This window comes from Catenulispora rubra (assembly GCF_015356825.1).
Classification (GTDB): Bacteria; Actinomycetota; Actinomycetes; order Streptomycetales; family Catenulisporaceae; genus Catenulispora; species Catenulispora rubra.
In genome coordinates, this window is record NZ_JAACYW010000036.1 from 1 (window position 1) to 24,251 (window position 24,251).

The 24,251-nt window shown below is 70.0% G+C and carries 25 protein-coding genes and 2 pseudogenes; 12 read left to right on the forward strand and 15 right to left on the reverse strand.

What is annotated here, in order from left to right; all coding sequences use genetic code 11:
• Positions 1-442, reverse strand: a pseudogene (locus GWK61_RS12995) (hypothetical protein); the annotation flags it as partial.
• A 176-nt stretch (positions 443-618) separates the two neighbouring features.
• Here GWK61_RS12995 and GWK61_RS13000 point away from each other — a divergent pair.
• Positions 619-1,662 carry a TolB family protein gene (locus tag GWK61_RS13000; RefSeq protein ID WP_194908603.1) on the forward strand — a complete coding sequence of 348 codons (1,044 nt, stop codon included), beginning with the start codon at positions 619-621 and terminating at the stop codon, positions 1,660-1,662.
• 108 nt (positions 1,663-1,770) lie between these two features.
• Here the strand turns inward: GWK61_RS13000 and GWK61_RS13005 are convergent, their stop codons facing one another.
• Entirely contained in the window at positions 1,771-2,379 is a 609-nt protein-coding gene (locus tag GWK61_RS13005; RefSeq protein WP_194908604.1) for an NAD(P)-dependent oxidoreductase, read from the reverse strand.
• Between the two features lie 101 nt (positions 2,380-2,480).
• On the opposite strand from GWK61_RS13005, the gene GWK61_RS13010 reads away from it, so the two are divergent.
• Positions 2,481-2,915, forward strand: a complete 435-nt coding sequence (locus tag GWK61_RS13010; RefSeq protein WP_194908605.1) for a winged helix-turn-helix transcriptional regulator — start codon at positions 2,481-2,483, stop codon at positions 2,913-2,915.
• Between the two features lie 130 nt (positions 2,916-3,045).
• On the opposite strand, the gene GWK61_RS13015 is transcribed toward GWK61_RS13010, so the two are convergent.
• The 3 genes from GWK61_RS13015 to sigK all read right to left on the reverse strand — a co-directional run bounded on the left by GWK61_RS13015 (position 3,046) and on the right by sigK (position 5,617).
• Entirely contained in the window at positions 3,046-4,086 is a 1,041-nt protein-coding gene (locus GWK61_RS13015) for a hypothetical protein (protein ID WP_194908606.1), read from the reverse strand.
• A gap of 182 nt (positions 4,087-4,268) precedes the next feature.
• Positions 4,269-5,027, reverse strand: coding sequence for an anti-sigma factor (locus GWK61_RS13020; RefSeq protein WP_194908607.1), 759 nt, complete (start codon positions 5,025-5,027; stop codon positions 4,269-4,271).
• 5 nt (positions 5,028-5,032) lie between these two features.
• Positions 5,033-5,617, reverse strand: a complete 585-nt coding sequence (gene sigK, locus GWK61_RS13025) for an ECF RNA polymerase sigma factor SigK (protein WP_194908647.1) — start codon at positions 5,615-5,617, stop codon at positions 5,033-5,035.
• Between the two features lie 160 nt (positions 5,618-5,777).
• On the opposite strand from sigK, the gene GWK61_RS13030 reads away from it, so the two are divergent.
• Both GWK61_RS13030 and GWK61_RS60685 read left to right on the forward strand, forming a co-directional pair.
• A complete protein-coding gene (locus GWK61_RS13030) occupies positions 5,778-7,466 on the forward strand; it encodes a molybdopterin-dependent oxidoreductase (protein WP_194908608.1) in 1,689 nt (562 codons plus the stop codon).
• A gap of 101 nt (positions 7,467-7,567) precedes the next feature.
• Entirely contained in the window at positions 7,568-8,206 is a 639-nt protein-coding gene (locus GWK61_RS60685; protein WP_194908609.1) for a fasciclin domain-containing protein, read from the forward strand.
• 34 nt (positions 8,207-8,240) lie between these two features.
• Here GWK61_RS60685 and GWK61_RS13040 read toward each other — a convergent pair whose 3' ends face one another.
• From GWK61_RS13040 to GWK61_RS13050, 3 genes are read right to left on the reverse strand one after another with little or no spacing between them, the layout of a single operon-like run.
• Positions 8,241-9,053: a DUF1295 domain-containing protein gene (locus GWK61_RS13040; protein ID WP_194908610.1), complete on the reverse strand. Its 813-nt coding sequence runs from the start codon at positions 9,051-9,053 to the stop codon at positions 8,241-8,243.
• Positions 9,054-9,055: 2 nt separating this feature from the next.
• A complete protein-coding gene (locus tag GWK61_RS13045) occupies positions 9,056-9,865 on the reverse strand; it encodes a DUF1365 domain-containing protein (protein ID WP_323747538.1) in 810 nt (269 codons plus the stop codon).
• Positions 9,862-11,160, reverse strand: coding sequence for an NAD(P)/FAD-dependent oxidoreductase (locus GWK61_RS13050; RefSeq protein WP_194908611.1), 1,299 nt, complete (start codon positions 11,158-11,160; stop codon positions 9,862-9,864). The genes GWK61_RS13045 and GWK61_RS13050 overlap by 4 nt, the downstream gene beginning before the upstream one ends.
• Before the next feature lie 188 nt (positions 11,161-11,348).
• Between GWK61_RS13050 and GWK61_RS13055 the strand changes: the two genes are divergently transcribed.
• Together GWK61_RS13055 and GWK61_RS13060 are read left to right on the forward strand one after the other, a co-directional pair.
• Positions 11,349-12,746 carry a cryptochrome/photolyase family protein gene (locus GWK61_RS13055; RefSeq protein ID WP_228562243.1) on the forward strand — a complete coding sequence of 466 codons (1,398 nt, stop codon included), beginning with the start codon at positions 11,349-11,351 and terminating at the stop codon, positions 12,744-12,746.
• A 260-nt stretch (positions 12,747-13,006) separates the two neighbouring features.
• The gene (locus GWK61_RS13060; RefSeq protein WP_228562232.1) at positions 13,007-13,555 is read left to right on the forward strand and encodes a hypothetical protein; all 549 of its coding nucleotides are present in this window, start codon (positions 13,007-13,009) and stop codon (positions 13,553-13,555) included.
• 18 nt (positions 13,556-13,573) lie between these two features.
• Here GWK61_RS13060 and GWK61_RS13065 read toward each other — a convergent pair whose 3' ends face one another.
• A complete protein-coding gene (locus GWK61_RS13065; RefSeq protein WP_194908613.1) occupies positions 13,574-14,011 on the reverse strand; it encodes a DUF2000 domain-containing protein in 438 nt (145 codons plus the stop codon).
• A gap of 156 nt (positions 14,012-14,167) precedes the next feature.
• On the opposite strand from GWK61_RS13065, the gene GWK61_RS13070 reads away from it, so the two are divergent.
• Positions 14,168-14,620, forward strand: a complete 453-nt coding sequence (locus GWK61_RS13070; RefSeq protein ID WP_194908649.1) for an Lrp/AsnC family transcriptional regulator — start codon at positions 14,168-14,170, stop codon at positions 14,618-14,620.
• Between the two features lie 67 nt (positions 14,621-14,687).
• Here GWK61_RS13070 and GWK61_RS13075 read toward each other — a convergent pair whose 3' ends face one another.
• Both GWK61_RS13075 and GWK61_RS13080 read right to left on the reverse strand, forming a co-directional pair.
• Entirely contained in the window at positions 14,688-15,353 is a 666-nt protein-coding gene (locus GWK61_RS13075) for a DUF4097 family beta strand repeat-containing protein (RefSeq protein WP_194908614.1), read from the reverse strand.
• Between the two features lie 224 nt (positions 15,354-15,577).
• The gene (locus tag GWK61_RS13080) at positions 15,578-15,898 is read right to left on the reverse strand and encodes an EthD family reductase (RefSeq protein WP_194908615.1); all 321 of its coding nucleotides are present in this window, start codon (positions 15,896-15,898) and stop codon (positions 15,578-15,580) included.
• 114 nt (positions 15,899-16,012) lie between these two features.
• On the opposite strand from GWK61_RS13080, the gene GWK61_RS13085 reads away from it, so the two are divergent.
• The gene (locus GWK61_RS13085; protein WP_194908616.1) at positions 16,013-17,035 is read left to right on the forward strand and encodes an AraC family transcriptional regulator; all 1,023 of its coding nucleotides are present in this window, start codon (positions 16,013-16,015) and stop codon (positions 17,033-17,035) included.
• A gap of 15 nt (positions 17,036-17,050) precedes the next feature.
• Here the strand turns inward: GWK61_RS13085 and GWK61_RS13090 are convergent, their stop codons facing one another.
• The gene (locus GWK61_RS13090; RefSeq protein ID WP_194908617.1) at positions 17,051-18,220 is read right to left on the reverse strand and encodes an ROK family transcriptional regulator; all 1,170 of its coding nucleotides are present in this window, start codon (positions 18,218-18,220) and stop codon (positions 17,051-17,053) included.
• Between the two features lie 194 nt (positions 18,221-18,414).
• Here GWK61_RS13090 and GWK61_RS13095 point away from each other — a divergent pair.
• The 3 genes and pseudogenes from GWK61_RS13095 to GWK61_RS13105 all read left to right on the forward strand — a co-directional run.
• Positions 18,415-19,497 (forward strand): annotated as a pseudogene (locus GWK61_RS13095) (cellulase family glycosylhydrolase); the annotation flags it as partial.
• A gap of 205 nt (positions 19,498-19,702) precedes the next feature.
• Positions 19,703-20,875 (forward strand): sensor histidine kinase, encoded by a 1,173-nt coding sequence (locus tag GWK61_RS13100; RefSeq protein ID WP_194908618.1) that lies wholly within the window; start codon positions 19,703-19,705, stop codon positions 20,873-20,875.
• Positions 20,872-21,516, forward strand: coding sequence for a response regulator (locus tag GWK61_RS13105; protein ID WP_194908619.1), 645 nt, complete (start codon positions 20,872-20,874; stop codon positions 21,514-21,516). Before GWK61_RS13100 ends, GWK61_RS13105 begins: the two co-directional genes overlap by 4 nt.
• Here the strand turns inward: GWK61_RS13105 and GWK61_RS13110 are convergent.
• The gene (locus tag GWK61_RS13110) at positions 21,459-21,800 is read right to left on the reverse strand and encodes a hypothetical protein (protein ID WP_194908620.1); all 342 of its coding nucleotides are present in this window, start codon (positions 21,798-21,800) and stop codon (positions 21,459-21,461) included. The two genes, GWK61_RS13105 and GWK61_RS13110, sit on opposite strands and share 58 nt — an antisense overlap.
• Before the next feature lie 159 nt (positions 21,801-21,959).
• Between GWK61_RS13110 and GWK61_RS13115 the strand changes: the two genes are divergently transcribed.
• Positions 21,960-22,226, forward strand: coding sequence for a hypothetical protein (locus GWK61_RS13115; RefSeq protein ID WP_194908621.1), 267 nt, complete (start codon positions 21,960-21,962; stop codon positions 22,224-22,226).
• A 154-nt stretch (positions 22,227-22,380) separates the two neighbouring features.
• Here the strand turns inward: GWK61_RS13115 and GWK61_RS13120 are convergent, their stop codons facing one another.
• Both GWK61_RS13120 and GWK61_RS13125 read right to left on the reverse strand, forming a co-directional pair.
• Entirely contained in the window at positions 22,381-22,872 is a 492-nt protein-coding gene (locus GWK61_RS13120) for an inorganic diphosphatase (RefSeq protein WP_194908650.1), read from the reverse strand.
• A gap of 36 nt (positions 22,873-22,908) precedes the next feature.
• Positions 22,909-24,234, reverse strand: coding sequence for a cellulose binding domain-containing protein (locus tag GWK61_RS13125; protein ID WP_228562234.1), 1,326 nt, complete (start codon positions 24,232-24,234; stop codon positions 22,909-22,911).
• Between the last annotated feature and the right edge of the window lie 17 nt (positions 24,235-24,251).

Sequence of the window (24,251 nt, forward strand, 5' to 3'; positions counted from 1 at the left end):
CGGTGGCGGTGGGCGCGCTGGTTCCGGTGGCGGTGGCCGATCCGGTTCCGGTGGCAGCGCCAGATTCGGCGGCGGTCGCGGTGGAGGTCCCGATTCCGGTGGCCGGGCCAGATCCAGTGACAGCGCCGGTTCCGGTCCCGGTGGCTGCGCCGGATTCGGTGGCGGCGGCGGGGGCCGTCGCGGTGGCCGTGGCCGTCCCGATTCCTGCGGTTCCGCTCTCGCTCCTGGAGGCGGTCGCGACCACGTTCGCCGTGCCGGACCCGGACCCCGTCGCGTTCGCGCTCGCGGTCTCGGAACCGATCCCGGATCCGGCCGCCTTCTCGGCCCCAGCCCCCGCGCCGGCCTTGTGGAGCGCGGCGAGCAGGATGCTGACCACCAGCCCCGCTTCCAGTCCTTCGCGCAAACCGATCAGCAGGTTCGGTGCAGCGTCAGCCCAAGTCATGCGCACTAAGGTAAGGCATACCTAATATTGTCGCGCAAGGGGGTGGCGTGCGGGAATCCGCGATGCGTGTGGCGGGCTGGCGTCGGGGAGGCGTTTTCGCGTGATCCGTACAGGGATATTTCGGCTTCACGCCAGATCTTGCCCGGCGGGGACATGCCTCGCGATACCGTCTGCCGGTGTCGATAACCGAGTCACCGCATCGCACGAAGATCTTCGTCGCCGCCGTCGCGGTCCTGCTCGCGGTCGCCGTGGGCGCTGTGGTCGTGGCGTATCAGGGTCGGCCCACGGCGCGCGCCGGGGTGAAGGGGACTGTGGTTCTCGACCAGTCCAGCAGTCTGGACACCGGTTCGGGGTACCTGCTGTACAAGACCACGGTCGCGGGTCCTGATTTCGGGACGCTGGCCGAGCTCAAGGTGTCGGGGAATTCGAGCACTGTCACGGGCGTCCCCACGTTGTCCAACATCCAGTGCGATCGGTCTTACACCGCGGCCGGGGTGCTGCTGTGTCTGCGTGCTGATGAGAACTTGGTGCGTGTGGCGTCGGTCGAGGTCTATGACAAGACGCTGAAACTGGTCAAAAAGGTGAAGGCGGCCGGGATTCCGAACCGGGCGCGGTTGTCGGCCGACGGCCGGATGGCTGCGTGGACCACGTTCGTGGCCGGCGACGCGTACAACGGGCCCGCATTCTCGACCCGGACGTCCATGCTGGATCTGAAGACCGGGGTGCTGACCGATTCGTTGGAGTCTTTCGCGATCACGGTGCAGGGCAAGCCGTACAGCAACGTCGACGAGAACTTGTGGGGCATGACGTTCGCGGCGGATGACAACACGTTCTATGCGACGCTCGGTACCGGCGGTAGGACGTGGCTGGTGCGGGGGAACGTCGCGGCGCACACGCTGACGACAGTGATCGACAACGTCGAGTGCCCGTCGCTGTCTCCGGACGGGACGCGGATCGTGTTCAAGAAGCGGGTTTCGAGCGACGCGTGGAAGATGTGGCACCTGGAGGTGCTGGATCTGGCGACGATGAAGGAGACGCCGCTGGCGGAGCAGCGCAGTGTGGACGATCAGGCCGCCTGGCTGGACGATCACACGGTGATGTACGGGGTGCCGCAGAAGGCGGGGACCGGGTACGACGTGTGGTCCACGCCGGCGGACGGGTCGGGGACGCCGGTGTTGTTGGCGCCGAACGCTTTCTCGCCGTCGGTGACTTCGGGGTGAGGTTGCTGGCGTCGCTGATGTAGCCGAAAGGCCAGGGTCAAGGTGACCCTGGCCGTCGAAGCGAGGCAATCAGTCGCGTCTAGTGCCTCGTGCCGCGTGTCTCGTGTCTCAGTTGGCCGCGGTGAACCGGCGGCGCCGGAAGGCCGGCTTCTCGATCTCGTCCAGCATCGCGACCGCGAAGTCCTCGGCGGAGATCTGGTCGCCGGCGGGGGAGTCGGTGCCGGTCTGGTAGGAGCCGGTGCGCTCGCCGGGCTGGACCACCGGGGCCGGGCTGAAGAACGTCCAGTCGGCGGTGTCGCCGAGGCCGCGGACGTACTCCAGGGCCTCGGCCGCGATGAGGGCTTCGGCCTTGTAGATCTCGGGGAACTCGGGGTCGTCGACCAGCCGGTGGCCGTTCACCAGCAGCGAGCCGGCGCCGCCGACGACGAGCAGGCGCGCGCTGCCGAGCGTCTCGGCCAGGGTGCGCAGCTCGGCGAGGAACTCGCGGCGGTCGCCGCCGGTGCGGCTGGGCCCGATCGCGGAGACGACGACGTCGGCGTCGGCGGCGACGCGCTTGGCGAGCTCGGCGTCACCGGCGTTGCCCTGCACCGCGCGCACGCCCTCGAGCAGCTCGCCGCCGGTGCGCGTGACGCCGGTGACGTCGTGGCCGCGGGTCAGCGCCTCGGCCACCACCCGGCTGCCGATCATGCCGGTGGCCCCGTAGACGGCGATCTTCATGGTCGTGTCTCCCTCACAGTGGCTCCAGCCGCGGGGTGCGCCTGGCTGCGTCAGACAGTAACCATTGGTAACTGATTACTTCAACGTGCTATAAGTACCTCATGGTTACTATTGCCGGACCAGCGCGACCACGCCTGGTCGACGAGCTCCGGCCCGCGCAGGAGGCGTCCGCGGACCGCGGCGACCTGTTCGACGCCGACTGCCCGACGCGCCAGATCCTGGACCGGATCGGCGACAAGTGGACGGTCCTGGTCGTCCTCCTGCTGTCCGACGGCCCGATGCGCTTCACCGAGCTGCGCGCCAACCTCGTCCGCGTCGCCCCGAAGGTCCTGACCCAATCCCTGCGCCGCATGGAACGCGACGGCCTGGTGACCCGCGAGATCTTCGCCGAAGTCCCGCCCCGCGTGGAGTACACCCTCACCGACCTGGGGCACTCGCTCGCCGAGCCGATCGCCGTGATCGGGAACTGGGCCGAGGCGAACATGCCGCGGTTCACGGCTGCGCAGGCGGCTTACGACGCGGCGCACGGAGATTGATCGCGGCGAGGTGAGTGGTCGGCTTGCGGCGCGCTGGTTGATCGTCGCGAGTTCGATCGCGAGCGGATCTCATCTCGGGTCGCTGGCGTGCCGAAGACTGTTGCAGTGATCTGAGTCAGGCGACCGTGCCTCAGCCGCCCTTCGCCGCCACCAGCACCTGCATCACCGGCGCCGGCACCTCCCGGTCCGGCCCGGAATCCGCCCCGGCGAGCTTGCATCCGTTGAGCTCCACCACGCTCCAGTCGCCCGCGCCGGAGTTGGTGAACAGGACCGCGTACTCCGTCGCCGGGCTGGTGCAGTTCTTGGCGTTGGTGGCGGTGGGGGCGTTCGTCAGGCCGTCGTAGATGGTGGTGGCCGGGGTGCCGGTGATGATCGTGGCGGTCTCGAAGTCGCCGGCGGGTTTGGTCTTGTCGGTGGTGTCCGTGAGCTTGTAGTAGCAGACGCGGAAGGGCTTGCCGGCGTTCTGCCCCGCGAAGAACGGCCTGTTCGCCGCCGATCCGCTCAGCTGCGCGCCGACGAACGCCATCTCGGCGAACTGCTGCTCGCAGCCGCTCGCCTTCGCGCCGGGCGAGACCGTCTGGCGGATCCGCTCGGTGGACGTGACCTTGGTCGGCACGGCCGCCAACACGGTCGCCAACACGGTCGTCACGTTGCGATCCGGCGCGGAGCACACGCCCCAGAACGGGATCTCGACGCGGTAGACCGTCCCGTCCGCGTCGATCAGCGCGAGCCACTGCGGGGTGTAGCCGATGGCGGCGCAGCTGTAGCTCCCACCCTGCGGAGTCGGCTCCGGGGGTCTGACGTAAGCGGCTCGCAAGGCACTGACAAACGCGTCCACCGAGCCCGTCGACCGCACCGTGTTGACCACTGAGAACTGTCCCTGGCCCGCGACGTCCTGGAAGTCCTGCACGCACTCCAGCAGCGAGACCGGATGCGCGGAGGCCGGAAGCGGGCCGATCTTCGGGGCGGGTCCCGTGTAGCCGGACTTGATCTGCGCCACGTAGTCCGTGCAGTCGTTCTTCGTCGTCACCGGCGCGAACGTGTTGGACGTGCTCACCGTGCTCACCGCCAGGCCCGGACCGCTGCCCGAGCCGACCGGCCTGCTGGCGCACCCACTCACCACCAGCGCCGACACGACGACACCAACACCTGCCAGAACCGTCCGCCGCATGGCCGCCCCTAAGAAACCTGAACCCCCAAGAACTGGTGCCACTTCGACGCACCGCACCCGCCCACGGTTCCCCTCAATCCACAATCCACCCAACCAAAAACAGATCACAGTACTGAGATAGGCGACGGCGCCTGGCAACGAAGCCTGGCGAAACCACGTCCAGCCAGCCACCAGCCAAAGCATCAAGCCGGCATCGGCAGCAACATGATCGGCGTGGTCGTCGGCTGCGCCGAACCCCCAGCCGGCTCCACCGTCAGCCCGATCGTCTGCGCGTCACCCAACCCGTGCGCCAGCACCGAGCCGGAAGCCTGCGCACCGGCGGGCAACACCCCGCCGGACCGCGTCCCCGACGGCCCCATCATCCACAGCTGATAAGCCTTCCCCGGCTCCAACTTCGCCAGCCCGTTGATCGTGATCGCCGCCTCGTCGCGCGACCGCGACACCAGCACCATCCCGGTCCCGCCGGTACTGACGTTCACGCTGTCGGCGTGGGCGTCCGGCGCCGACAGCAGCGTCGAGATCGCCGTGCTGCGCTGGTTCGCCTGGTCGATCTGGTTCTGCTGATCGCCGACCCGCACCCCCAGCACCGCGACCGCCACCGCAAGCCCGGTCGCCACGCCCCACCCCAGCGCCGTGAACCACCGACGCCGCGGCCGGGCGGCGGTCTGCCGAGCCGCGGCCGGGCGGTCGGCCGGACCGTGCGCGACCAGCGGCGGGATCTGCCGCGTCACCGCGATCTGCGCGTCCACCGCCGCCTTCAGCCGCGCCGGCGGCGTCTCGGCGGCGGCCGAGGCCAGCAGCGCCGCGGTCTCCTGCAGCTCGGCCACCTCCTGCACGCAGGTGGGGCACTGAGCCAGATGACGTTCGAAAGCCTCACGCTCGGCCGGCTCCAGCGCGTGGCACACATACGCTCCGGTGAGCGAGTGGACTTCCGGGTCCATGGCGTTCATCCTCCCACCCCCAGGCAGTCGCGAAGCCGGGCCAGACCGTCGCGCAGACGGGTTTTCACAGTGCCGAGCGGGCTGTTCAACAGATGCGCCACCTGCGAGTACGTGTAGCCGCCGTAATACGCCAACGTCACCGACTGGCGTTGTAGTTCTGTAAGCCCCTCCATACATCGTCGGACGCGCTCCCGGTCCAGCCGCGCCTCCACCGCCTCGACCACCTGGTCGAACGGCGGCTCGACCATCAGCTCGGCGGCGCGTGCGTCGCGGCGGGCGGCGGCGTCGGCGGAGCGGACGCGGTCCACGGCGCGTGCGTGCGCCATGGTCAGCGCCCACGCCCGGACCGACCCGCGCTCCGGATCGAAGCGGCTGGCGGTGCGCCAGATCTCGACCAACACCTCCTGTGCCACCTCCTCGGCCTGCGCCGGATCGCGCACCACACGGCGCGCGACACCCAGAATCGGTGCGGCGAGCTGTTGGTAGACCGTGTCGAAGGCCTCGCGGTCGCCGAGGGCCACGCGGCGCAGCTGCGATTCCAGCGTCGTCTGCTCCTCCGGCGTGGACTTGGAGCCGGCACGTCCGAGCATGGGCTGTCGTCTCCAGTTGTCGAAGTCGTCGGGGGCGCGGCGGCGCTCGGCCTGTCCCAATTCTCGCCTCACGACTGCTATTCGGTGCCCAAGCCGTCCCGGATTGGTCCGGACGTGTCGGAAATCCAATCCGCGCGGCGTACCGCTCCGAACGGCTGGCATGAGGCGCTTCGGGAGGACGACCGGCACGGCGGCGGCGGGGAAAGCGGGGAAGACGGGGACAGCGGCGCGAACGACGGCGCGAAAGACCGCCCAAAAGACCGCCCAAAAGCTGGTGCGAACGGCGGCCCGATCAGTGCCCGGAGCGGCGATCGGCCTGATCACAGCCGGACTCGCGGTCGGAGTCGGGGAGCTGGTCGCGGTCTGGTCCGGACCGCAGACGGCCCCGGCGATCGCGGTCGGCTCGGCGGCGATCGACCTCACGCCGACGCCGCTGAAGGAGTTCGCGATCCGGAACTTCGGCACCGACGACAAACTGTTCCTCCTCACCGGCATCTACACCACGCTCGCCCTGATCGCTCTGGCCGCCGGCATCCTCGCCCTGCGGCGCCTGGCCGTAGGCGTCGCGCTCGTCGCGGTGTTCGGAGCGGTCGGCGCCTGGGCCGCGCTGTCGCGTCCGACCTCGCGGACCGGCGACGTGTGGCCGTCGCTGCTCGGGGCCGCGGTGGCTGTGGCCGCGATGGTGCTGCTCGTACGCAGCTATCAGGCGGCGCGCGCCTCAGGCGAAGAAGAAGCTACGACTGAGCCGACCGCCACGCCCTCACGCCTCCCGCTCTGGGCTCAGAACCGCCGCGGATTCCTCGCGCTGGCCACCGGCACCGCCGGCGCGGCCGCCCTGAGCGGCCTGGTCGGACGCGTCGTGGTGGACCGCCGCTACAACGTCGCGCTGAAACGAGCCCGCGTGAAGATCCCCGCGCCGACCGTCCGCGCGGCCGCGATCCCGCCGGGCGCGCACCCGAACGTCGCCGGGCTCTCGGACTTCATCACGCCGAACTCCGCGTTCTACCGCGTCGACACCGACCTGGTGCTGCCGCAGGTGGACCCGGACGCCTGGACCCTGCGGATCCACGGCATGGTCGACCATCCGCTGGAGCTGACCTTCGCCGACCTGCTGGCCCGGCCGCTGATCGAACACGACCAGACCCTGTCCTGCGTCTCCAACGAGGTCGGCGGGCCCTATGTCGGCACCGCGCGCTGGATCGGCGCCGCCCTGGCCGACCTGCTGCGCGAGGCCGGCGTCCAGCGCGGCGCGGACCAGCTGGTCGGCCGCTCGATCGACGGCATGACGATCGGCACGCCGGTCGAGTCAGTGCTCGACGGCCGCACCGGCCTGCTGGCCGTGGCGATGAACGGCGAGCCGCTGCCGATCGCCCACGGCTTCCCCTGCCGCATGCTCGTCCCCGGTTTCTTCGGCTACGTCTCGGCCACCAAATGGCTGGTCGATCTGGAGCTGACGACCTTCGCCGGCTACGACCCCTACTGGGTCCAGCGCGGCTGGTCGAAGATCGCGCCGGTGAAGACCGCGTCGCGCATCGACGTGCCCAAGCCGTTCGCGCGGGTCCCGTCCGGCCCGGTGACGGCCGCCGGCGTCGCGTGGGCCACGCACCGCGGCATCGACGCCGTCGAGGTCCGCTCCGACGGCGGTCCCTGGACGCTCGCACGCCTGGCGCAGGCCGACACCCCGGACACCTGGCGGCAGTGGACGTGCGACCTGAACCTGACCCCCGGGCTGCACAAGCTCGAAGTCCGCGCGACCGATGCGACGGGGGCCGCGCAGACCGAGCAACGCGCCGACACCTTTCCTAACGGTGCCACCGGCTGGCACTCGGTCGTGATCACTGCGATCTGACTCTCGGGAGTCACGAAAAAACGCGACCAATCCGGATCGGTCCGAGCTCCGAATACCACTCGTCAACAGCACCCATACATCCCTGAATCAAGGAGCTGAATATGTTCTCCACCCGCAGCAAGACCGCAGCCGTTCTGTTGTGTTCGGCGGCAATCGCGGTAAGCGCGAGTGCGTGCAGCAGTAGTTCCAGCAAGCCGGCCGCCGCGGCGACATCGAGCACTTCGATGGCTGCTGCCAGCACGGGCTCTGCCGGCAGCGCCACCAGCGCCTCCGCGCCCTTCGGCTCGGCCTGCTCGGCGGTGCCCGCCACCGGCGCCGGCAGCTTCACCGGCATGGCCACCGACCCGGTCGCCACCGCCGCCTCGCACAACCCGGTGCTCTCGACGCTGGTGACGGCGGTCCAGGCGGCGGGCCTGGTGGACACCCTGAACTCCGCGCAGGGCATCACGGTGTTCGCGCCGACCAACGACGCGTTCGCCAAGATCCCCGCCGACACGCTCAAGGCGGTGCTGGCCGACAAGACCAAGCTCACCAAGATCCTGACGTACCACGTCGTCTCCGGGAAGCTCTCGCCGGACCAGCTGGCCGGATCGCACGCCACGCTGGAGGGCGGGACGGTGAACGTCACCGGCTCGGGCCAGTCGTTCCAGGTCAACGGCGCCAACGTGGTCTGCGGGAACGTGCAGACCGCCAACGCGACGGTCTACATCGTCGACTCGGTGCTGATGCCGACCAGCTGAGGCTGCTGACCGGGCCGGATCGTCGGCCCGGTCCTCAGCTCCGCTTCGGCGGCCGGGGGAGGAACGCGCTGGTCCGTGCGGCGTAGTCGGCGTAACCGGGACGCGTCGCCGACAGGTGGGCCTCCACCAGGGGCTTGCCGCTCCCGGAGGTCAGCAGCCAGGTGATCAGCACCGGCGACAGGACGGTCAGCAGGACCGGCCAGGCGCCCACGGCGATCAGGAACAGCCCCCACCACACGCAGGCGTCGCCGAAGTAGTTGGGGTGGCGGGTGTAGCGCCACAGACCCTCGGTCATCAGGCGGCCGCGGTTGGCGGGATCGGATTTGAAGCGCGCCAGCTGCCAGTCGCCGACTCCTTCGAAGCCGATGCCAAGCAGCCACAACAGCACGCCGATCACGGCACAGGCGTAAGCCACGGCCGAAGTGCCCTTGCCGACCAGGCCGACCTGCACCGGCAACGAAACGAACCAGACCAGGGCCCCTTGCAGCAGGTAGACGCGGGTGAACGCGGCCCACGCCGGATTGCCGCCGGCCTTGGCCAGCATCGCGGCGTAGCGGGGGTCCTCCGGGGCGCCGCGTCCGCGCCGGGCGATGTGCAGCGAGAGCCGCAGTCCCCACACGACGGTGCAGGCCGTCAGCAGCCAGCGGCGCCATCCGTCGCCGTGATCGGTGGTCAACGCGGTTGTCACGACGGCGACCAACGCGAACGCTGATCCCCATACGGCGTCGACGTATCGGTGACGGTTCCGACGGAGGGCGACCACGAACACGGCGCTGAACACGATCAGAAGAACCGCCGCGTCGATCGCCGAAACGGCGGCGAACGCCGACACGGATTCAGCCCGCATTCTCAGTGTCCTCCGGTCTTTGTCAGGTCTTTGACTTGCCGGTCGCGTCCGTCGCGTCGGTCGCGTCTGGCGCTTCGGCGGGTTCCGGGCCGTGGCACGACCGGCAGCCCGCGCAGGAACAACGCAACACCCTGCCGTCGGATGCGGGCGGCGACCGCGAGCGGCGCCAGCGGGTGCCGTGCGGCCAGGCGCAGCAGCTCGCGGGTGGTCGCGTCGCGGCGCCGGCCGTGCACGCTGGCCACGAACGGTGTCGCGTCCGGCACGTCCAGCTGGATCGCGACGCTGAGCTGGTCGTCGGGTTCGGGCAGCCGCATGCGGTAGACGCCGCCTTCGATCGGTAGGAAGGGCGAGACGTAGAACTCCTTCGCGACGTTCGCGCGGCCTTCCTCGTCGGGGAACAGGAGGTAGGCGTGGCGTCCACCGTAGGTGTTGTGGACTTCGGCGACGACGCAGAGCAGACGGTCGTCGGCGTCGCGGACCCAGTAGACGGTCAGCGGGTTGAACACGTACCCGAGTACGCGCGCCGCGGTGAGCATCAGGACCCTGCCGCCGGTGAGGTAGACGCCGTGGTCGGCGAGGAAGTCCTCCAGGCCCGCGCGGATGCTGATGTCGGTGCCGGTGAAGTGGTCGGCGGCGGTGAAGCCGGCGAGCGGACGCAGCGGGCCGGGTAAGTGCGGGAGGTGGTCGAGGTCGACCAGCCACAGGTAGGACGAGTACGTGAAGTCGTTGGCCACGCGGCCTCGGCGCACGTGGCGGATGCGGCATTCGTAGAGCGCTGATGTGCCAGCTGCGGTGCTCGCGACGTTGTTCACCAGGTCACCCCGAACGCTGCTGCGGCCGCGACGCCGGAGGCGCAGCCGTCTTCGTGGAAGCCCCAGCCGTGATAGGCGCCGGCGAAGGCCGTGCGGTCGGTCGTCAGCGTTGCGAGGCGGGACCGTGCCGCGACGGATTCGGGGGTGTAGGTGGGGTGTTCGTAACGCATGCGGTCGATGACGGTCGCCGGATCGATCCGGTCGGCGGCGTTCATCGTGACCAGGTACTCGACCGGTGTGGTGAGGTGGTGGAGCTTGTTCATCGCGTAGGTCACGACGGCGCGGTCCGCGGATCCGTTGGTGCAGGACGGCAGCAGGTAGTTCCACGAGCTATACGCGGCGCGCGTCGACGGGAGCAGCGCGGTGTCGGTGTGGAGCACGGTCTCGTTGACCGAGTAGGGGATGGCGCCGAGGATCGCCGCCTCCGCCGGGGTGGGGTCGGCGAGGAGGCGTAACGCCTGGTCGGAGTGGGTGGCGATGACGACTTTCGCGACGGTGTGGAGGTCGTCGGCGTCGTCGCGGATCTCGACTCCGTCTGCGGTGCGGCGCACGGTGCGGACCGGGGTGCTCAGGTGCACGGCGTGCAGGTTCTTCACCGCGCGCTCGACGTAGGTCTTCGAGCCGCCGGTGACGGTGCGCCAGCTCGGCGAGCCGGTGACGGCGAGCATGCCGTGGTGGTTGAGGAACTGGAACAGGTAGGCGGCCGGGTAGCGTTCGGCGGTTTCGCGTCCGGAGGACCACACGGCTGAGACCAGCGGGAGGATGAAGTGGTCGGTGAAGAAGCGGGAGTAGCCGCCGGCCGTCAGGAACTCTCGCAGTGTGGTTCCGGATGCTGCCGGGTCTGGTGTGGTTTCCAGTAGCTGACGTGCGTCGCGGTGGAACCTGCGTACTTCTAAGAGCATCCGCAGGAACGCCGGGCGTAATGCCTGGCCGGGGGTGGCGAACAGGCCGCGCGGGCCTTTGGCGCCGGCGTACTCCAGGCCGCAGCCCTCGCAGCGCACGCTCATCGACATCTCGGTCGGCTGAGTGGCGACGCCCAGCTCGGCGAACAGGCGGATGAGGTGCGGGTAGGTGCGGCGGTTGTGGACGATGAAGCCGCTGTCCACGGACAGTATGCGGCCGGTGTCGGCGACCTCGTGGGTGTGGGCGTGGCCGCCGAGGCGGTCGTCCGCTTCGAACAGCAGGACGTCGTAGCGGCTTTGCAGGACGTAGGCGGCCGTCAGCCCGGCGATGCCGGAGCCGATGACCGCTACCTGCTCGCGGTGGTTGTGCCGTGCTGACGCCGTTCCGGTCACCGGTGCCTCCCTTGACGATGTCTCGACAGGAGGTATTCGGTGCCGGCGGGGATCCGGATTGGCGGATCGGGAGGCGGGGGCAAACGGATCGGGACTTGGGGGAGTGGATCGGGAAGCGGGGCAATCCGTGCGGCGTGCCGCTCCGAATGACCGGTGAGAGCTGCTGGAATGGATGGGTGAGTAAGCCGTTGCCTACGTCGTCGCCGTCGTCGTCGTTATCGTCGCCGTCAGAACCGCCGACCGCGGTCGCGCTGTTCACGCGTGACCTGCGCGTTCACGACAACCCCGTGCTCGCTGCCGCAGCGGCGTCCGGGGGCGGCCGGGTCGTGCCGCTGTTCGTGCTCGACGACGGGATCCTGCCGCGGATCAGCCCGATGCGGCGACGGTTCCTTGAGGAGTGCCTGGCCGATCTCGACGCCGGGCTTCGCAAGCTCGGCGGGCGGCTGGTCCTGCGGTCGGGGGAACTCGTCGCAGAGGTCTGTCGGGTCGCCGCCGAGGTGGGGGCGACGGAGGTGCATATGGCTTCCGATGTCACGGCGTACGCGCAGGAGCGGGAGCGTTCGCTTGCCGCAGGGCTGAATGCCCAAGGCGTGCTGCTTCAACTGCACGACCGGGTCCACACTATCCAGGTACCGGGGGAGTTGCGACCGACCGATCGCGACTACTTCTCGGTGTTCACGCCGTATTGGCGCCGGTGGGCTGAGCTGCCGTTGCGGGCTCCGGCTAATGCGCCGCAGCTGACCGTGCCCGATATCGCCGGCCTGGCTGTGCCCGGTTTTATCGCGGGTTCCGAACTACCTGGCGGCGAGACCGCCGGCCGGCTCCGGGCCCGCGAGTGGCTGGCGAACACCGTCGACCAGTACGAGGACATCCACGACGACCTCGCTGCCGACGTCACCTCGAAACTGTCGCCGTATCTGCACTTCGGCTGCGTATCAGCCACCGAACTCGCGGCGCGCGCGACCCGCGACCACCCCGGCGCCGGCACGGAGGCGTTCCTGCGTCAGCTGTGCTGGCGCGACTTCCACCACCAGGTCCTCGCCGCGCGTCCCGCCGCCGCCCACACCGACCTGCGCCCGCGCGGTACCTGGCCCGACGACCCCGAGGGCCTGGCCGCGTGGACGGCGGGCGCCACCGGCATCCCCATCGTCGACGCGGGCATGCGCCAACTCGCCGCCGAAGGCTGGATGCACAACCGCGCGCGCCTGATCACCGCCGGCTTCCTGACCAAGACCCTCGGCATCGACTGGCGCCACGGCGCCGCTCACTTCGCCCACCACCTCCTCGACGCCGACGTCGCCAACAACACCCTGAACTGGCAGTGGGTTGCCGGCACCGGTATGGACACCCGCCCCAACCGGGTGCTGAACCCGCTGCGCCAGGCGGCGCGCTACGACCCCGCAGGCGACTACGTGCGCAGGTACGTCCCCGAGCTCGCGGACCTCGCGGACCCGATGCAGGTGCACCAGCCCTGGCGCCTCGGCCCGGCCGAACTGAGCAAGCGGGGGTATCCCGCGCCGATCGTGGGGGTCGAGGGCGGACGCGTTGCCAGGCGCGAGATCGAGCCGGGTGAGGCGCTCTTCTGAGCTGTCGCCGACCTCAGAGCCCTGATGAAGTCGCGACGCTCGCGCTCTTCCCGGCCGCGCCGGTGTCCCGACCGGGATGGCGATGGCTAAGTCCGGGTTTCCGGTGGATTGCGGCATGCGCTGCGGGAAACGCCAGGTTATGAGTTCCAGGCCTATAACTGAATCTTGATATCAGCATCTTGCGGTCTCCGATACCCGTCGGTAGCTTCCCCGGCGAAGGCGAAAGCCACCCTCGCCACCCACCGGAAGGCCGCATCCCCATGTCCTACGCGATATCGCGTCGCTTCACCCTGTTCGTCGCCGTCTCGGCCGCCGTCGCCGGCGCGGCCGTGTTCGTCGGTCCCGACGCCCAGGCCGCCCACGCCGACATCACGTGCTCCCAGGCTTACCTGCCGCTGCCGGACCCGGCCTGCACCCCGGGCGTGCTGAACCCGGACGTCACGCAGGACACGATCGACTCGACGATCTGCGTGTCGGGCTGGACCGCCACGGTCCGTCCGCCGACGTCCTACACCAACGCGCTGAAGGTCCAGCAGATAGCCGAGTACGGCTACAGCGACACCAGCACGAGCGACTACGAGGAAGACCACTTCATACCGCTGGAGCTCGGCGGCGCGCCGCGCGACCCGCAGAACCTGTGGCCGGAGCCGCACTACAGCACCGACAGCTCGGGCGGCACCTCGTACACGAAGGACGGGGTCGAGAACAAGCTGAAGAAGGCGGTCTGCAACGGGAGCGTCAGCCTCTCGGACGCGCAGAACGCGATCGTGACGGACTGGACCACGGCGCTGTCGAGCCTCGGCCTCTGATCCGATCCGGCTTAGGGCTTACCGGTACAGCGGCAGGCTTCCGCTCAGCCGCTGTACCGCCTTCTTCGCGCCGACCACGGCGACGCCCACATACACGTGGTCCTCGGCCGAGGTGACCTCCATCGACTCGATGTACGTACCGTAGTCGCGCGCGGCCTGCGCGGCGGAGGTGAAGTCGACGAGGAAGACGTCCGGCTCGGCCAGTGCCTTGGCCACGATGCCGTGCAGGGCCTGCGTGTCGGCCTTGAGGATCGGCAGCGGGACCTCGGTGATCGCGGCGTGCACCTGGCCGTCGCGGTCCTTGACCTCCGGACCGAGCGCGGTCTCGCCGTAGGCGTCGCCGATCGAGAGCGCCAGGACGGCCGCGGCGTTCATCGCCAGGCCGGTGGGCAGCGCGTCGTCGATGACGATCGCGCACTTCTCGAAGCGGGGGAGGGTGTTCTCGGGCGACGGCATGCGGTACTCCTCGCGAGGGATGGACGCCGGCGTTCAGTCGGTGTTCGCGCCGTTCGGGCGAACCAGTGCCGGATCTGAGCGCCGACAGTAGCCGCTGGTGCGCTCCGATCGCTCAAGATCCGAATTAAGTTCTGCTAGGTTGCCGGAGTGACCGATCTGGACGCCATTGATTCGGCGCTGCTGGCGCTTTTGCAGAACGATGGCCGGCGCACGAACCGTGAGCTGGCCAAGACGCTGAACATCGCCCCCTCGACCTGTCTGGAGCGGATGCGCTCGCTGCGCCGCCGCGGCCTGATCGTCGGCTACCACGCGCAGGTCGACCTCGCGGCCATCGGCCGCACGCTGCAGGCGCTGATCGCGGTGCGCGTGCGGCCTCCGAACCGCGCGGTGATCGACGGCTTCCGGGCTTTCGTCGAGGAACTGCCCGAGGTGCTGTCGGTGTTCGTGGTCTCCGGCGGCGACGACTTCCTGATCCACGTCGCCGTGAAGGACACCGACCAGTTGCAGGCGTTGGTGCTGGACAAGCTGACGCGGCGCAAGGAGCTTGCGGACGTGCGGACGTCGTTGGTGTACGAGCACTTGCGTAAGACCGAGATCGCGCCGCTGTGAGGCAGCCACGAGCTGCCTCACAGGCTTGACGCGCTTCACGTGCTTGACGTGCTTCACGTGCTTCCGGTCAGAGGCTGACCGCCGTGATGTCGCCGCTGGACGTGGTCGCCTTGATGGTCAGCGCGGCCGCGGCGCCGACGCTGTTCTTCAGCGCGTTGGTGATGCGGCCCTGAGTGGTGCCGGCGTCCAGGGTGGCCGAGACGCCGCTGGCGGCGTGCACGGACAGGTTTCCCATGTCGGTGCGCAGTTCGACGGCTCCGGTCAGGGCCTCGGCGATGGTGATGTCGCCCATGCCGTTGCGGATGTGTGCCGGCCCCGTCAGGCGTCCGACGGTGACCTCGCCCATGTGCATCGTGAGCCGGGCGCTCGCCGCCTCGGCGAGGTCGATGGCGCGGTATCCGCCCTCGAAGGCGACGTCGCCGAGCCGCCCGGTGCCGTGGAGCTCGGCGGCGCCGGCCTTGCCCAGGATCTGCGAGCCGGCGGGCAGGTGGATCGTCACGTCCACGGAGCCGGTGCCGAGGTAGCGGTTGGCCTCGACCGTGGTGATGCGCAGCACGCCGTCGCCGAACTCGACCGAGGTCTGCTCGACGGCTTTGGCGTCCCGCTTCTTCGAGGCCTGCATGGGCAGCACCTCGACGGTGGTCTCGGCGCGCTCGCCGGCGATCAGCCGGACCCGGCCCGCCGGGATGTCCAGGACGACGGCGATCGGGGCGGGGGTGGCGAAGGTGGTCATCATGGTCTCCCTGGTCTGCTTCGCGGGCCCTTGCGGCCCGCTGTCGTGTCTCCACCTTCGGCGGGCGCGCTGACACGGAACTGACTCGGCGCTGACAGGGATGCTGACATGGCTGGTTCAGTGGCGATTCTCGCTGCTGAACATTCGCTGTTCAGTGCGCGGAACTAATCGTTGCCGGGGTCGAGAATTCCGACCCCGGCAACGATTAAGAATTACCCATTCTCTCAGTTGTTCTCAAGCACTTCCGCGAACGCGATGATCACGCCGCCGGTGGCGTGCTGCTTCGTGGCGCCGACCAACGGACCGGCCTCCGCGGCGGCGGCACTGGCCGCGGCGTAGTCCGCGAAGTACAGGTCCAGCAGGCGGTACGCCGGGATCGGGCTGCCGTCTTCCTTGGGCCAGACCTTCGCGGCCTCCAGCCGGGTCAGGCCCGGGAGCTTGCGGGCCAGCGCGAGCTGGTCGGCGTAGGCGGCCTCGAAGGCGTCCGGGTCGGCGGGATTGGAATAGATGAAGCTGATTTTGGTGGGGTTGCCGTGCTCGGCCATAATGACCTCCCGTTATGGTGGCGGTAATCGACGTGGGCGGGCCGGATTTGATGTGGCGTATGGTGGTCCCGCTCACTGTTCGTCGAGAATATTTCAGAGGAATGGGCAGCGACCATGACCGCTCCGCCGGAAAACCTTGCAGATCGTCCAGCGACGCCCGGCGACGTCGGTGCGCCCGGTGGCGTGCTCGGCGGCGATCCGGACGGCCGGCCCCACGACCTGCTCTCGGAGCTGCTGCGAAGCGTCCGGCTCAGCGGTGAGCGCATCGTCGCGCACACCCCGCCGCCGTCGTTCTCGATCGGGTTCGCCGACCGGGGGAGTCTGCACATCGTCGAAGCCGGCGAGGTCCTGCTGGAGATCGACGGCTATCCGCACGCCGAGCACCTGCGCCGCGGCGACTTCGTGCTGCTGCCCCGCGGCGACTCGCACTCGATCAGCGACGTCGGCGGTCGTGCGCATGCCATCGCGCTCGCCGACGGAGTAGCGGACGACGTCCCCGAACCCGCGCGCTGGCTCTGCGGCACGTTCACCATCGGCGACCCGCAGGCCAGCCACCTGCTCGGCAGCCTGCCGGCCGTGATCATCCTGCGCGGCTCCGGCGGCTCCGGCGGCTCCGGCGGCTCCGGCGGCCCGGCGCTGGAGGCGCTCGAAGGGCTCGAAGTCGCGCGCCGCATGATCGTCCTGGAGATGCAGTCACCGTCGCAGGGCTCCGCGGTGATGGTCTCGCGCATCCTGGACCTGATCTTCATCCAGATCATGCGCACCTGGGCCTCCGGCGCCGACGCCGAACCCACCTGGCTGGCCGGCGCCTTCGACCCGCAGATCGGCCTGGCCCTGAGCGCCATCCACCGCGAGCCCGGCCACGACTGGACCGTCGACGAGCTGGCGCGCGCCAGCAACCTGTCCCGCTCGGCGTTCGCGGCCCGGTTCGTGGCCCGCGTCGGCAAACCGCCGGCCACGTACCTCGCGCACGTCCGCCTGGACGCAGCGACCACGCTGCTGCGCGACACCTTCCTGCCGGTCGCGAACGTCGCGGAGAGCGTCGGCTACGCGTCGGAGGCCGCGTTCAGCCGCGCGTTCAAGAACCGCTACGGGACGCCGCCGGCGCGGTGGCGGCGGGATGTGCGGTTCCGCTGAGGCTGCGCGCCGGATTTACCCCCGCTGTCGCGGCGCGGCAAGCGGCGCCGCCAGCACCACCCGCGCAGCGCTCGCCGCGATCAGCTCGTCGTCCCACGGCCGTACCTCGATCGTGGTGTCGCGCACGCACGGCAGCAGGTGGTCCAGCAGCACCGCGTGCAACGGCTCGCCGAGCAGGTCCCACAGCGCTGTGATCTCCCCGATGATGACCACGCTGCGCGGCCCCAGCAGGTTCACCACGCCGGCCAGGGCCCGGCCGAGCAGCGTCGCTGCCGTCTGCACCAGCTCCACGGCCGCCTCGTCGCCGTCGCGGGCGGCCACGCCGAGATCGTCGAGGTCTGATGCGGCCGACAGGATGCCGGCCTCGTGCGCCCTGCGCAGCAAAGCCTCTGTGCTCACCAGCGATTCCAGGCAGCCGCGGTTGCCGCACACGCAGACCGGTCCGTCGGGCTGCACCGGCATGTGCCCGAACTCGCCGGCGGCGCCGAGCGCGCCCCGGTACGGCGCGCCGTCGAGCACCATCCCGAGGCCGATGCCCTGGCCGATCGCGGCGAGCAGGAAGTCGGCCTCGTCGGCGCCGGGGCCGTAGAGCCGTTCGGCGGCCGTCACCGCGCTGATGTCGTTGTCCACGAACACCGGCACGCCCAGCGCCTCGCGCAGCCGCGCGGCCAGCGGCAGCCCGTTCCAGCCCAGCCGCACCGACATCCGCAGGGTCCCGCTCTCCGGGTCGACGATGCCGGGCACCGCGACCCCGACGCCGGCCAGCGGCAGTCCCTGGCGCCGGGCCTCCTCGATCTCTGTGCGGATCAGGGTGATGAGGCTCTGGAGCGCGTCCGGGGCGGCCGGGTCGAAGGCGCGGCGGAAGCTGTGCACGACCTCGGCGTCCAGCCGGCAGGTGACGCCGGTGACGTGCTCGTGCGCGACCTGGATCCCGATGGTGTGCGCTGATTCGGGCACCAATGCGAGGGGGATCGAGGGACGTCCGCCGCCCTGCGACGGCCGCGGCGCCTCCTCGACCAACAAGCCTTCGGCGAGCAGCCGCCGCGTGCCCTGCGTGATCGTCGCCGGGCTCAGCTCCAGCAGTTCGGCGATCTGCGCGCGGCTGAGCGGGCCGCGCCGGGCCAGCAGCGCGAGCACCGCGGTGCGGGTCATGTCCCCGGAGACGAAGCCCGCGCCCCACCGCATATCAACCGCTTTCTTCGCCGGACGGCCCCGCGCCACGTCGTCGGCCGTGCCGGGCGCACTGATGGGGAAGCTGCTGGGGAAATCGTAGTGGTCCGTGCCGGGCGCCGTGCCGGGCCGCCCCTTGACAGTGCGTTCGTCTCGGCCCTAGCTTCCGTCCAGTTAATTTACACCCGAATTAATTGAGGGAGTACCTGATGCGTCATCCCCTCGTGCGTTTCCGGCGCACCGCTTCCGTGCTCGTGGCCGGCGTGCTCGCGGCCACCGTGACCAGCGCGTTCGCCGCCTACGCCGCCGCGAGCCCGGCCCCGGCCGCCGCCGTCGCCGACAGCGCGGCCGCCAAGGGCGCCCCGCCGAGTGGTTTCCACGGTGTGAACTGGGCCGACCCTCGCGACAACTACGCCAGCGACGCCGTCGTGCCCAGCGGCCTGAGCGTCACCGACGACTACCGCACCGTCTACCGCGTCACCCAGAAGATGGTCGACGGCTTCCGCGCCAACCTCGGCGCCAACACCCTGCGCCTGCCGATCAACCCGGCCAGCGTCGGCACCGCCTGGTGGAACTCCTACCGCGCCACGATCGACGCCGCGACGGCCTCCGGCGACAAGGTCATCCTCAGCTACTGGGAGGCGCCGACCCCGAAGAACGGCCGGATCGACGACGTCGCCGCCTGGAACACCATGTGGGACACCGTCACCGCCGCGTACCGGACGAACCCGCGCGTCTACTTCGAGCCGATGAACGAGCCCTTCGGCTACACCCTGGACGAGTGGGTCCAGGTCTGCACCGGCTGGCTCGCCCGGCACGCCGACGTCCCGCGCGACCACGTCGTCATCTCCGGCAGCGGCTACAACGACAACGTCACCGGCGTCGGCGCGGCCCCGGCCCTGAACGGCACGCTGCTCTCGCTGCACTTCTACGGCTACTGGGCCAGCTCCACCACCGAGGCGGACTGGATCAACAACCTGCTTCCCCGCATCGGCGGCTACGCCTACCGCACCATCATCGACGAGGCCGGCTCCCCGATGACCACCGGCCTGAACTACGGCGCCCACAACGGGAACCAGTACACATCCTACTTCGCGGCCGTCACCGACACCGCCCGCGGGATGGGCATGGGGATGGTCTACTGGCCGGGCCTGCGAACCGGCGACACGTACTCGATCGAGAGCCTGGACGCCAAGGGACGCCTGCAGAACAACAACGCCAGCGGTGTCAGCCAACTGAAGTGGGGCTACGGCTTCGGCGCCGTCCCGCCGGTCAACGAGCAGCCCGCGGCTCATTGAGGATTGAGCCGCGCTGAGGCCCAACACCCGCCGTGGCAACTACGATGAATGAAAGCATCATCGAGCACTCATATCAGCTGTCGAATCTCATCGACTGGTAAGCAGTGCTCGATGACGCGTCATCGGGCAGGCACGGCGCGATCGGGTGGAAGCGCCAGTGACGGCTGGTGTCGAAGACGGCCTTCATATCGAGCGGCACGTGAGTGCGGTCCTGACCGCGGTCGCGGTCACCGCGCGGGCCGTCGCGCTGGTCTGCGCGGTCATCAGCCTCGTCGTCGGGCTGCGCGAGGGACAGTTCGCGCACATCCGGCTGGCCGTCGCGGCCTATGCGGCGGTCGGGTCGTGGGCGCTGGTGTACCTGGCACGGGCCCGCGGCGGCCCGCCCGCGCTGTGGATCAGCGCGGTCGACGTGGCGCTCCTGGCCGGCGCGCTGATCACGCTGCGGGTCGCCGGCGGTGCCGGCTACTTCGACAACGTCAGCAACTCGGCGCTGGAGCCGTTCGTGTCCGCGGCCCTGGTCGGAGTGGCGATCCACGCCTCGACCAGGCAGACGCTGGCGGCCTGTGCCGTCCTCGGCCCGGCGTACCTGGCGACCGTCATCACCCGGCTGTCGGTCGCCGACGTCGCCAACGCCCTCGGAGACCTGGCCTGGCAGGTCGGCATCGCGCTGGTCTGCCTGGCCGGCGCGCGCCGCCTGCACCGCGCGGCGGCCGCCGTGAGCGCCGGCGCGCGGTCGGTGCTCACCGAGCGGGAGCGGCTGGCCGAGGACCGGGGCCGGGATCTGGAGCGCCGCCGCCAGCACGCGGACCGGCGGCGGCGTCATCTGGAACTGCACGACGGCCCGCTGGCGCTGCTGACCGCCATGTCCCGGCCCGCGCCGGTCGGCCATCCCGACGCCCTGGTGCGGGAACGGTGCGCGGCGAACGCTGACCTGCTGCGCGGCCTGTTGAGCGAGAAGGACGATTCCGGCAGTGAATCAGTGCCCGAACTCCGCCTCGCGCTCGTCGGCACCGGAGCCGACTGCGCCGCGCTCGGCCTGCGGGTGCGCTACCAGTTCGGGGCCTTGCCGCCGTGGCTGCCGGAGCCGGTCGTCGAGGCCTTGTGCGGGGCGACACGCGCCGCGCTGAACAACGTCCTGGCGCACGCCGGCACCCGCACCGCCTGGGTGACCGTCGAGGCCGCCGGTGACGATCCGGAGGCGGTGACCGTGGACGTCGTCGACCGCGGCTGCGGGTTCGACCCGGGCACGACCACGGCCGGCGTGGGCCTGCCGACGGCGATCGCCGGCCGGATGGCCGAGGTCGGCGGGGCGGCGGGCGTGGACAGCGTCCCGGGCCACGGGACCTGGGTCCGGCTGCGGTGGCCGGCGTGATCCGAGTGGCGGTGGTCGACGACGACCGGCTCGCCCCGGCGGGAATCAGGGCCCTGCTGGCCGGGCAGCCGGACATCGAGGTCTGCGCGGTGCACACGACGCTCGCCGGGCACCTGGCCGCCGCCGTCGAGGCCGACGTGGTGCTGCTGGACCTGCTGCTGCAGGACGGCGTCGCCCCGGCTCGCAACATCGCGGCGCTGGTACGCGCCGGCCGCACCGTCCTGGTCATGTCCGTGCACGCCGACCACCGGGAGGTCTGGGCGGCGATGCAGGCCGGTGCCTGCGGCTACCTGGTCAAGGACGACGATCCGGACCAGCTCGCCGACGCCATCCGGACCGTGCACGCCGGCGCCGTGGCGATCACGCCGGAGCTGGCCTTCGTCATCAGCCTCAGCCCGCCGGTGCTGTCCCCGACCGAGCACCAGGTGCTGCTGCTGCGCAGCCGCGGCCATACGTACGAGGCGATCGCGCACCGGCTGAACGTGGACAAGTCCACGGTCGCCACGCTGCTGCGGCGGGCCGGGGAGAAGTTCGCAAGGCGGGCCGCGGATACCGCTGTCGATTCTGCTGCTGGAACCCTGTCTCAGCCCTCGACGACGTCCAAAGCCCGCACCGCCTCGGCGAGGCACCGGATCCCGTAGTCCAGCCGCCGGAAGTAGGTGGCCCGGCTCAGGTGGACGCGATGCGCCGTCACGTCATGCCCGGTGCTCCTTCCGAGGTAGTACAGCCGCAGGATCTCGGCGGCCTCCTGATCGACCGGCGAGGCGGATCCGGCCATCGCGTCGATCTCCGTGCGGACGAACGCGTTGACCGCCTGCAGGGACCCGAGCCCCGGCCACGTCTCCAGCGAAAGGTCCGACGGCCGCCGCGGATTGCGCAGGTGGGTCAGGACCCTGCGAACCGCGCCGACCAGAGCGTCTTCCACGCTTTTCATCGTCCGGCGGGCTGCCGGGGGCGGCAATGTCGCACCGGTGTGACAACGGTGAGCTGAGACGAACGTGAGACTTCCACGCCGTCGACCGATGGCTTAATGATTCGAAGCCGCCCAGGTCGAGCGGTGCGCCTACATGACGGAGGAGCCTTCATGCGGATCAGGAACGCCATAGCCGCCGCAGCGGTGCTGGCCGCTGCGATCGGACCGGTTGTCACGGCCTCGGCGGCGAGCGCCTACGACCACGGCTGGAAGTGCACCGGCTACGGCGACGGCCCGACGCCTCAGGCGGCGCACAAGGCGGCCATGGAGGACATGATCGGCAACGTCACGGTCGGGAAGTGGATCTACACCGACGGCCAGAACGCCGACGGCTCGTACTGGGAGCTGATCTCGGCGGACTGCGTGGCCGTCAACTAGTCCACCAGGTCCGCCGGCTCACCAGGTCCGTTGGTTCACCAGGTCCGCAGCACGGTGAAGCCTGCCGAGCGCCAGATACAGGGTCCGCTGGCGCTCGGCAGGCTGTTGGTTTCTCGCCGACCGCGTTGAGCGCCCGGCGTATCAGGCTGCTGTCCTATTCGGGTGCCGCCTCACTCCGGCGCCGGCGGTCGGCGGCGATGACCGCCTCGGCGGCGGCGCGGTCGGCCCAGGTGCCCGGGTGGGCCTGCCGACCGGGCTCGGTGTCCTTGTAGATGTCGAAGAAGTGTCCGATCTCGTCCAGCCGCTCCTGGGCGACGTCGGTCAGATCCTGGACGTCCTCGTAGCGCGGATCGCCCGCCGGGACGCACAGGATCTTGTTGTCGACGCCCTTCTCGTCATGCGAGCGGTAGACCGCCACCGGCCGGACGGCCACCTCCACCCCCGGGAACGCCGGCTCGTCCAGCAGCACGACGGCGTCCAGGGGGTCGCCGTCCTGGGCCAGCGTGTCGGGGATGTAGCCGTAGTCGGCGGGATAGCTGGTCGAGGTGAACAGCTGCCGCTCCAGGCGGATGCGCCCCAGGCGGTGGTCCATGACGTACTTGTTCCGGGAGCCGGCCGGTATCTCGATCACCACGTCGAATCGCATCATGGTCTTCACGTCGAACGCGGTACCCGGGGGAGGTCAGGTGGAAACGCAGGAAATGCCGCTGAGCGGTTGATTGGCTCCGTTGACGACCATGCCCCAGGAGGTCGAGGCTCCCGGCGCGAGGGATCCGTTGTAGGACACGGAGTTCGCAGTCACCGCCTGGCCGGATTGTGTTGCCGTCACATTCCAGGAGTTTGCGATGGTCTGCGTTCCGGCGAACGAGAAGCGCACGGCCCACGCGGAGGTGGCGACAGTCCGGGTATTGGTCACGGTGAACGCGACTTGATAGCCGCTCGACCAGGTCCCGGTCACCGAGGAAGTCACCGAGCAGCCCGCGCCGGCGCTGGAGCTCGGCGTGGAACTCGGGCTTGAACTCGGGCTCGAACTGGGGCTTGAACTCGGCGTGGAACTGGGGCTTGAGCTCGGCGAACTCGACCCCGACCCCGACGACGTCGTGTACGGCACCTGCGTATAAGCAGCACCGCAGTTGCTCCCGCAGGACGAAGGCAACGAGAAGCTGTACACCTGACCGCCGTTGATGAGGGTGTCCGAAGCGTCGGTCACCCGGATCTGGTAGCTCGACCCGGCGGCCACCGTCGGTCCGATGATGTACGCCTGCCCCATGTCGCTGTCCATCGTCGCCGAGACCCACGTCCCGTTCGCCGACAGGTACTGCACGCCGTGGATCCCGTTCGCCAGGTGCGACACCGAGATCGCCGGCCAGTACACCTGGGCCCCCTGCAGGAAGCCGATGTTGATGTCGCCGGTGTAGTTCGGCGCGTTGATGAACTGCCACGTCACCTGGCGGTTGTTCCAGTGGTTCAGCAGGTCGCCGACCGCGCCGCCGTTCAGCTGGAAGCGGTTGATCGAGTCGGTGTGCAGGTCGATGTGGTACGGGTCGTCGCGGCACCAGGCGTTGGAGTCGCCGCAGCTGTCGGCGACCAGCATGTTCAGCGTCGCGCCGTTGTACTTGTCGGCGGTCCACGAGCCGTTGCGGCAGAAGGGCTGGTTCTGCGCGCCGTCGTTGGTGCCCGTGCAGAAGTCGCCGATGCTCACCTTCACCCACCGGCCGCAGTTCAGCCCGTTGTCGAACATGCCCAGGACGCCGGCCTGCGACGGCGGTACCGGACGCGGGAACTGGCCGTAGTTCCCGGGGGAGTTGAAGGCGTTGAGCGCGATGAAGTCCTGGGAGTCCAGGTTCGCCTGCGGCATGCCGCACCCGCCGTACGGCGCGCCGAGCCCGTCGAAGTGGGTCGAGTTGCCGGTCACCGGGCTCGGGGTACCGCCGACGCCGAGCGCCTGCGCGGGGCTGCTGGCCAGGGCCGCGGCCAGCGCGACGATCAGTGCGGCGAGCGCGGCCAACGTGGTGTGCAGGACCG

Excerpts from the sequence above, each read along its gene's own strand:
- GWK61_RS13005 (WP_194908604.1), bottom strand. The coding sequence starts at position 2,379 with ATGAAGATCGCCGTCTACGGGGCCACCGGCATGATCGGCAGCCGGGTG.
- GWK61_RS13010 (WP_194908605.1), top strand. The coding sequence starts at position 2,481 with ATGGTTACTATTGCCGGACCAGCGCGACCACGCCTGGTCGACGAGCTC.
- GWK61_RS13015 (WP_194908606.1), bottom strand. The coding sequence starts at position 4,086 with ATGCGGCGGACGGTTCTGGCAGGTGTTGGTGTCGTCGTGTCGGCGCTG.
- GWK61_RS13020 (WP_194908607.1), bottom strand. The coding sequence starts at position 5,027 with ATGGACCCGGAAGTCCACTCGCTCACCGGAGCGTATGTGTGCCACGCG.
- sigK (WP_194908647.1), bottom strand. The coding sequence starts at position 5,617 with ATGCTCGGACGTGCCGGCTCCAAGTCCACGCCGGAGGAGCAGACGACG.
- GWK61_RS13030 (WP_194908608.1), top strand. The coding sequence starts at position 5,778 with ATGAGGCGCTTCGGGAGGACGACCGGCACGGCGGCGGCGGGGAAAGCG.
- GWK61_RS60685 (WP_194908609.1), top strand. The coding sequence starts at position 7,568 with ATGTTCTCCACCCGCAGCAAGACCGCAGCCGTTCTGTTGTGTTCGGCG.
- GWK61_RS13040 (WP_194908610.1), bottom strand. The coding sequence starts at position 9,053 with ATGCGGGCTGAATCCGTGTCGGCGTTCGCCGCCGTTTCGGCGATCGAC.
- GWK61_RS13060 (WP_228562232.1), top strand. The coding sequence starts at position 13,007 with ATGTCCTACGCGATATCGCGTCGCTTCACCCTGTTCGTCGCCGTCTCG.
- GWK61_RS13065 (WP_194908613.1), bottom strand. The coding sequence starts at position 14,011 with ATGCCGTCGCCCGAGAACACCCTCCCCCGCTTCGAGAAGTGCGCGATC.
- GWK61_RS13075 (WP_194908614.1), bottom strand. The coding sequence starts at position 15,353 with ATGACCACCTTCGCCACCCCCGCCCCGATCGCCGTCGTCCTGGACATC.
- GWK61_RS13080 (WP_194908615.1), bottom strand. The coding sequence starts at position 15,898 with ATGGCCGAGCACGGCAACCCCACCAAAATCAGCTTCATCTATTCCAAT.
- GWK61_RS13085 (WP_194908616.1), top strand. The coding sequence starts at position 16,013 with ATGACCGCTCCGCCGGAAAACCTTGCAGATCGTCCAGCGACGCCCGGC.
- GWK61_RS13090 (WP_194908617.1), bottom strand. The coding sequence starts at position 18,220 with ATGCGGTGGGGCGCGGGCTTCGTCTCCGGGGACATGACCCGCACCGCG.
- GWK61_RS13115 (WP_194908621.1), top strand. The coding sequence starts at position 21,960 with ATGCGGATCAGGAACGCCATAGCCGCCGCAGCGGTGCTGGCCGCTGCG.
- GWK61_RS13120 (WP_194908650.1), bottom strand. The coding sequence starts at position 22,872 with ATGCGATTCGACGTGGTGATCGAGATACCGGCCGGCTCCCGGAACAAG.